Annotated in this window: 5 protein-coding genes and 1 pseudogene; 1 reads left to right on the top strand and 5 read right to left on the bottom strand. The window is 61.8% G+C overall.

Annotation, left to right across the window (positions count from 1 at the left end):
- Positions 1–104, top strand: a pseudogene (locus E3O57_RS04970) (IS481 family transposase); the annotation flags it as partial.
- Positions 105–219: 115 nt separating this feature from the next.
- On the opposite strand, the gene E3O57_RS04965 reads toward E3O57_RS04970, so the two are convergent.
- The 5 genes from E3O57_RS04965 to E3O57_RS04945 all read right to left on the bottom strand — a co-directional run.
- Positions 220–912 carry a trans-aconitate 2-methyltransferase gene (locus E3O57_RS04965; protein ID WP_103478970.1) on the bottom strand — a complete coding sequence of 231 codons (693 nt, stop codon included), beginning with the start codon at positions 910–912 and terminating at the stop codon, positions 220–222.
- 101 nt (positions 913–1,013) lie between these two features.
- A complete protein-coding gene (locus E3O57_RS04960) occupies positions 1,014–2,072 on the bottom strand; it encodes a DNA polymerase IV (RefSeq protein WP_165787896.1) in 1,059 nt (352 codons plus the stop codon).
- 331 nt (positions 2,073–2,403) lie between these two features.
- Positions 2,404–3,588: a DNA cytosine methyltransferase gene (locus E3O57_RS04955; RefSeq protein WP_174776309.1), complete on the bottom strand. Its 1,185-nt coding sequence runs from the start codon at positions 3,586–3,588 to the stop codon at positions 2,404–2,406.
- A gap of 75 nt (positions 3,589–3,663) precedes the next feature.
- Positions 3,664–5,757 (bottom strand): ATP-binding protein, encoded by a 2,094-nt coding sequence (locus tag E3O57_RS04950; protein ID WP_103478973.1) that lies wholly within the window; start codon positions 5,755–5,757, stop codon positions 3,664–3,666.
- A gap of 123 nt (positions 5,758–5,880) precedes the next feature.
- Positions 5,881–6,810: YhgE/Pip family protein (locus E3O57_RS04945; protein ID WP_166804759.1), on the bottom strand; the 930-nt coding region annotated here is incomplete at its 5' end.

Below are 6,810 nucleotides of genomic sequence, written 5' to 3'. Positions count from 1 at the left end.
TGCCAGCATGGCTCCACGAATACAATCACCACAGGCACCACACCGCCATCGGAGGCAAGCCACCGATCACGCGGTTAACTAACCTGCCTGGGCAGTACATCTAGCGGTCGCACCCGTTGGTCGAGCTCGTCGAGACCCAGCGACCCGGCCTGAGCTCGCACCCCTCCCGTTGGTCGAGCTTGTCGAGACCTCGTGACTGCGTGTGTGTCGTGCCCGCGGTCAGGCGAGTCGGCTGGCCCGCACTATGACGTCGTGGAGCGGACGGCCCGTGGCTACGGGACGGGTGTGTTCCTCTGCGGTGTCAATAAGCCATACCAGCGAGTCGAGGCGCCCGGTGATGTCCGCGAGGGTCACCGTCGCCTCGACGGGTGGCTCGTCGTCGTGGTCTATCTGGACGCGGTGCGGGGTGTCGTCATGCGCGCCGGTGTGCTCGTGTGGGCCGTCGTGCGTGTGCGCCGGGCCGCCGGCATGGTGCAGATGCCCGACTATCAGCAGCGTGCCACCAGGGGCGACCCAATCCGCGATGCGGTCGTAGAACGCGAGTTGCGGAATGGCCGGGTGCGCATAACTGGTGACCACCAGGTCGAACAGTCCGTCCGGTTCCCAGGTGGTGAGGTCGGCCTGGACCCACGTCACGCGGTCGGCCATCGAGACCGTCGCCGCCCGCACGGCGGCCTGGCCGAGGGCCGCAGCGGAGATGTCAGCGCCGATCACGCTCCAGCCCTGCCCCGCGAGCCACAGGGCTTCCGCGCCGCTGCCGCACCCGGCATCCAGCGCGGTGCCCGGCGCAAGACCACTGGTCTCGCGGACCAGATAGGGGTTCGCCGTGCTCTCGCCCCTGCCTGCCGCGGTGGTGCCGCCGGACTGCGCCCAGTGCTGTTCCCAGTAGTCCTTCTCGAAGCTGTGCGTCATGGGCCGACCCCTCAGAGTTATCGTGTGCCTACAGTCGATAGTGCGGGCCGCGCGAGCGAATCTGCAAATTACCTTGCTCGAATGGCAACACCTCTACCTGGTCAGAACAGGGTGTGCTGCACCCGGTCGAGCGGAAGCAGTCCCGTCAGGGTGACCCGCATCCCGGCCAGCCTGGGCACCGACTCGCCGGCCAACAGGTCGACGGCCACGGCGAGCCAGGTCGCCCGGCCGCTCGTCGCCGCGACGAGGGACCGCTTGAGCACAACCGCCTTCCCGCCGGTCTCCGGTCGCAGGGTGAGAGTAATTCCCGTGCCCGCAAGGCCCGCCCGCTCGGCGCGTTTGCAGAGCCGCTCGACACACGCCTCGGCCAGTTCGGTCGGCGTCCTGTCCGGCCGCGCGTAGCCGGCGGTGGATCCTTCGGCCGTGAGGGAGGAGCGCTGTTCGAGCGGGCGCACGACGGCATCGTCGGTGCCCTCCCAAATGCGCCACAGTCGCCGCGCCATGGCGGTGCCGCAGACATGCTGTAGTTCGTTCTGCGGGATGCCGTCGACGTCGCCCAGCTTGAACACCCCGATACGGGTGAGTCGCTCGAGCGTGGTGGCGCCGATTCCCCAGACGTCACTCATCGGCAGGTTGGTGCGAAGGTCGGCTTCCTCGTCGGACTCGATCACGTACAGGCCGTCGGGCTTCGCCCGGCGCGAGGCGAGTTTTGCCATCAGCTTGGTGCTGCCCACCCCGACGCTGATGGGGATGCCGAGTTCGCTGGCCACCCGACGGCGTAGCGCGTGGCCGGCGTCGATGGCAGCTGCCCAGTCGCTCGCGCCGACGTCGAGGAAGGCCTCCTCGATCGAGCCGGGCTCCACCGCCGTGGCGCTGTCGTGAAAGATGTCGAAGAGGGCATCGCCCACTTCTTCGACCTCCGCACGCGGCACATCGATCAAGGTCAGGTCGGGGCACTGCCTCAGTGCGTTCTGGGCCAGCATCCCGGAGTGCACGCCCTGCGCGCGGGCGGGATAGTTCGCGCTGGCGATGTAGACGTGGGCCACGACGGCGACGGGCCGCTCGGTGAGCTCGGGCCGGGACAGCAGCGCGACCGACGCAAAAAACGCGTCGGCATCCACGTGCAGCACGGGGCTGCCGGTCGGGGTCGTCTCACGCACATCTTGAATAGTACACGTGTTCGAATAATTCTGATCCCACTTCCGCCGGCCGCGACGAGGGTGGCCCACTTTTGCTAGTCAACGCCCTCGCGCACTGGCTAAAGTGGGCCAGTCATCAACTCCGTCAGCCGATCAGGCTGGGCTTGAGGTCGCCCAGGGTGCGGAAGTGCGTCATCCGCACCACGCCGATCGCCGCGAACACGAGCGCCCCGGTGAGCCAGAGCAGCCGCACAACTCATCCTTGTCCGCTTGCCTCCGTTGAACTCCATCGAACCCCTAGGCGTTGACGCGGGATGCCTGCACCTGGGCAGTTGAAGACGCCGAATCTCAGCTAGACGGCGGCTTTTGACAGGAGAAAGTCGACGTTCTCAGCGTTCAGAACAGCCGTATCGGGCGATTCGCCCCGTGCTGTCCTTTGCAGTTCAGGTACAAGGTACTCAGCCGCAAGCCACTCGACAACCGGAACACAGACGGCGTCGCCGAAACCATTGAACGCCTCGCCGTCCGCGATCCCTTTGAGTGAATAGTCTCCGGCACCCATCAGCCGTGCGTATTCCAGGGGGGTCATCCACCTAATATGAACATTTCCACCTCCCAGGACTGCGACAGCCTGTTTTGAGGATCCACCGCGGGCTGTTCGCAAACATCCCGCTATGTCATCGGCACGAAGCTCCCATCGAGGCTTGCCGTCACGCATTCGTCGATAGCCTGTTCGGTAGCTCGGTTCTTCGGCATGTCTAAGAAGTTCGAATCGCTTGAATTGATGAGGCGAGAGTGAGGCGATAAATTTCCCGACACGTTCCTCGTCCCACCACCTCGAGTCGTCGGGCGTGAAATGCTCCACGACGTCTCGTAGCCGTTCAGTCGATGCCAACGGGGCAGGCGGGAGGGCCGCTTGGTGCGTCCGCAGGGTGTGGTTCTGGAATATTGAGTCGAGCCAACCAGGCCGAAGATCCGATGCGGATGAGTTGGACTCGGGCGGATTGAGGCTCGCTACCAAGAAGAGGCGAGGGCGTGACTGAGGAACGAACCGCTTGGCATCGATGCTCAGTACATCCACTGAGTAGCCCAGACCGTTCAGTGCGCGGATGGCGCTTTCGATGTCCTTTCCGGAATGGCTAGTAGCGAAAGCGGTTACGTTTTCAAGTACTACAAGTCGAGGCCGCCCCTCTCCGAGCGCGCTCAATGCCTTTATGAAATGCCAGAACGTGGAGCTTGAAGTGCCCCTGTGAAGGCCTGCCCGACCTCCTGCTAGGGACAGATCAGTACAGGGGAATGATGCCCAGGCCATGTCGAGCCGTTGTGGAAGTTTGTTCAAGGGAATAGTGCCCAGGTCCTGTAACGCAAATTCATGGTTTGCTGATTCACCGAAGTGAGACGTGAACACACGCTCTTTCTGAGCGGAAATGTCATTGGACCAGACGACTCCGACGCCGGACCGTTCAAGTCCTAGGCGCGCGAGCCCGATACCTGCAAAGAACTCCGCGGCGCGAAAATTTGGGCTCGCGCGAGGCACGAAGGTGAGAGGTGGCTCCACTGAATAATTCCCTTGGCTCAGGCGCTGTCTACAGCTTACGAGAGCGAGGGGACATCAATTCGTCGACACGAGTTCTTCACTCTCTGTCGAATTGGGAGAAAGGTCAGGTTCTGCGAAGTCATCCAGTTTGGCCAGGTTGCTCAGCTCCTCCAGCTCCTCCGCTTCCCTAAGCACCGCAGCTCTCCGGACACTAGCGGACAACGCGTCCATGACAATCTGAATACGGCTGGCCTCCTCAGACTTACGCAGATATTCGTCGTAAGAGGTCTTCGCCGTAGCAAGCAACTCGTCGTACATCAGAACTCTGGTGTCGTACGCCTTGAGGCTTTCAACGCTTGTCTTCTTTCCATCGAACTCGCTCCAGTCCCGCAGAGGCTTATTAACCACGCAGACGACCGAGATTGACTCACCGCCCTTGTTATGGTGTTGCAGCCACTGGATGAGCGCGTTTCTATACTTTCTGATTTGGCGCTGCAAGGTGTCTGTATCGGTCACAACGTTGGCGCGCTTGAGCTCAACGATTACATGTTGGCCAGACGTCCTCTGATACCGGATGTCGGAGCGAGAGTCTTGTTCTTCCTTTGTAAGTTTCGTGGAAATCTCGGCGAAGGCCGTCTTCATCGACGTCTCCATTGTCGGCAACGATGCTCTCTCCCATCCAGGATCCAGAAGCCACAGGTGATTGAAAAGATGCTCCTGGAGGTATTTCTCGAGGTCACCGTTCTTGACCATTTCAGTCATCTTGTTGATGACCGCCAGCCGCTGCTGAACGATTCGGTGATACATCACTTCTTCGAGCTGTGAACTGTGTTGAAATACCTTCGCGATCGACTGAATATCGGATGGTCCGAGATCGTCGAGAGCATCCAGGTTCTCGCGCTGCTTCATGACTTCGAATGCGAGAACACCCTGGGCAAACAGCTCGTCGCGGTCGAGGGTCGCCAACCCTAGCTGATTGATCTTTCCGAAAATCTTCTCGGCACGTCGCTTGTGGTCGCTTCCGATGGTTTTGTACCACTCATTGATCTCGGGAATGTCAAGCGCAGCTTTCATCCCGCCTTCGTTACGAAGGTTGGTCCACTTGGTCTTTATGTTTTTCATCTCGTCGCGGATGAATTTCACCAAAGCACGAAAGCGAGGATCATCTTCACGAATGCTCTGCCGACTACTCGTGGCGATGTCTTCTTGACCGTCGGCGTCGAGATAATCTGCGTGAATCTCGCCCACAAGATAGTTGCGGTATACGCCGACGTCCGGGATGCTGTCGAGGATGTTTTCGAGAGCCAGCTTGCCTCGGATCATGAGGGGGATCCTGTTTAGACTCTCTCCGCTATCGGCATCTTTAAGTGCGTTCGACTCAAACGCTGTGCCGATCCAGCCTGTCATTGTCTCGTCGATGTCAAGAGATTTGGTGCGGTCTTGCTTGGAAGTAGCCTTCGCGGCCTTCTTCTTCAGCGCCCGTCGCTGTTCGTCGTTGCCATAGACCCAGATGTATTGAACGGATGGCGAAAAGTCCCGGTCGGCAGCTGTGACAGGATCGCCATCAATGAAGACTTCGAAGTCCTTCCCGATGACGCTAAATCGGCGTGCCAGCCTACGCTTGAGGCTCGAAGCGGTCTGTTCAAGCCCCTTAGTCAAACTCAGGAGTGTGATGCGAGTGCCGACAAGGAAGTCAATCGAGTCTGTGGGAAGTTCTTTCGGCATGTAGCTCTGGGTGGCGTTTGGGTCTTTGCCGTTCATTATCTTGTCGATGGCATCCAGGCTGAGTTCGAAAGCACTCTTTTCGCCGTCTTTAACAGTCTCTACGCGGATGATTCGGGCGATGCTGAACAATGCCAGTTTCCCGATACCCTTGCGGCCCATCACTGCGCGACCGCTTGATGTAGTGGCCCCATTCAGCGACTTGCGCCTCTCGAACCCAACTTTGAGGTAGCGCTGATTCACTTCATCGCGCGTCATTCCGACACCCGTGTCTTGAACAACCACTTGACCATTGACCTTGTCAATTTGGATGTCAACGCGACGAGCGTCGGCATCCCAGGCGTTGGCGACTGCCTCAGAAAGTACTGCCGGATTGCTGCTGTAAAGACTAATCCCGAGGTGCCGCAAGACATTCAGACTCAGCGTCATCGTGTAAACATCGACCATTGGTGACGCACCCCTTCTTCGGACCAGATGAGTGTAAGTGTAGATCCTCTGGTGGCAGCAGGTTTTGCTGCCCACGGGGCATCTGGTGCGGGGAGATGCTGGTGGCACCTTTTCCTGCGCTTCTCAGCCGATCAGGCTGGGCTTGAGGTCGCGCAGGGTGCGGAAGTGCGTCATCCGCACCACACCGATCGCGGCGATCACGAGCGCCCCGGTGAGCCAGAGCAGCAGCACCCCGGCGTCGTTCAGGGCGGTTGCCGGGTTGCCGCCGTACATCAGCTGGCGGATGCCGTCGACGGCGTAGCTCATCGGCACCACATGGTGCAGGAACGCCAGCGGTGCCGGCAGGGTCTGCCAGGGGAAGGTGCCGCCGGCAGTGACCAGCTGCAGCACCATGAGCACCAGACCCACGAACTGGCCCACGCTGCCCAGCCAGACGTTGAGCGCCAGGATGATCGCGGCGAAGGTGAGTGCGGCCAGCCCCATCATGCCGTAGGTGCCCACCGGGTTGTGCACCTCGAAGTGCAGCACGCCGGTGAGGATGCCGAAGAGGGCGGCCATCTGCAGCAGGCCCAGGATGCCGGGGGTGAGCCAGCCGGCGAGGGTGATCTTCACCGGGGAGTGCAGGGCCGTGATGGCGCGGCGGGAGACCGGCTTCACGATCAGGAACAGGGCGTAGATGCCGATCCAGCCGGCGAGGCTGGCGAAGAACGGGGCCAGGCCGGCGCCGTAGGTGCCGGCGGAGGTCACCGCCGCCTTCTGCAGGTTCACCGGGTCGGCGATGGTCGAGCCCTGCAGGTCGCGGGTCTGGGCGTCGGTGTCCGGGATGCTTCCGACACCGTCGGTGAGCCCGTCGCGCAGTTCGCCCGCGCCGTCCTCGAGGCCGACGAGCCCGTCGCTGAGGGACGAGGCGCCGGTGGCGAGGGTCTCAGCGCCGGACCTGGCGGAGGCCGCGCCGGTGCTCAGGCTCGCCGCGCCGTCGGCGGCGGAGGCCGCGCCGGTGCTCAGGGTGGCGGCGCCGTCGGCGGTCTGGCCGGCGCCGGTGGCCAGACTGCT

The sequence above is a fragment of the Cryobacterium sp. TMN-39-2 genome (assembly GCF_004402745.1).
Lineage (GTDB): Bacteria > Actinomycetota > Actinomycetes > Actinomycetales > Microbacteriaceae > Cryobacterium > Cryobacterium zongtaii.
This window is presented reverse-complemented; position numbering and strand designations above follow the sequence as displayed.

Excerpts from the sequence above, each read along its gene's own strand:
- E3O57_RS04965 (WP_103478970.1), bottom strand. The coding sequence starts at position 912 with ATGACGCACAGCTTCGAGAAGGACTACTGGGAACAGCACTGGGCGCAG.
- E3O57_RS04950 (WP_103478973.1), bottom strand. The coding sequence starts at position 5,757 with ATGGTCGATGTTTACACGATGACGCTGAGTCTGAATGTCTTGCGGCAC.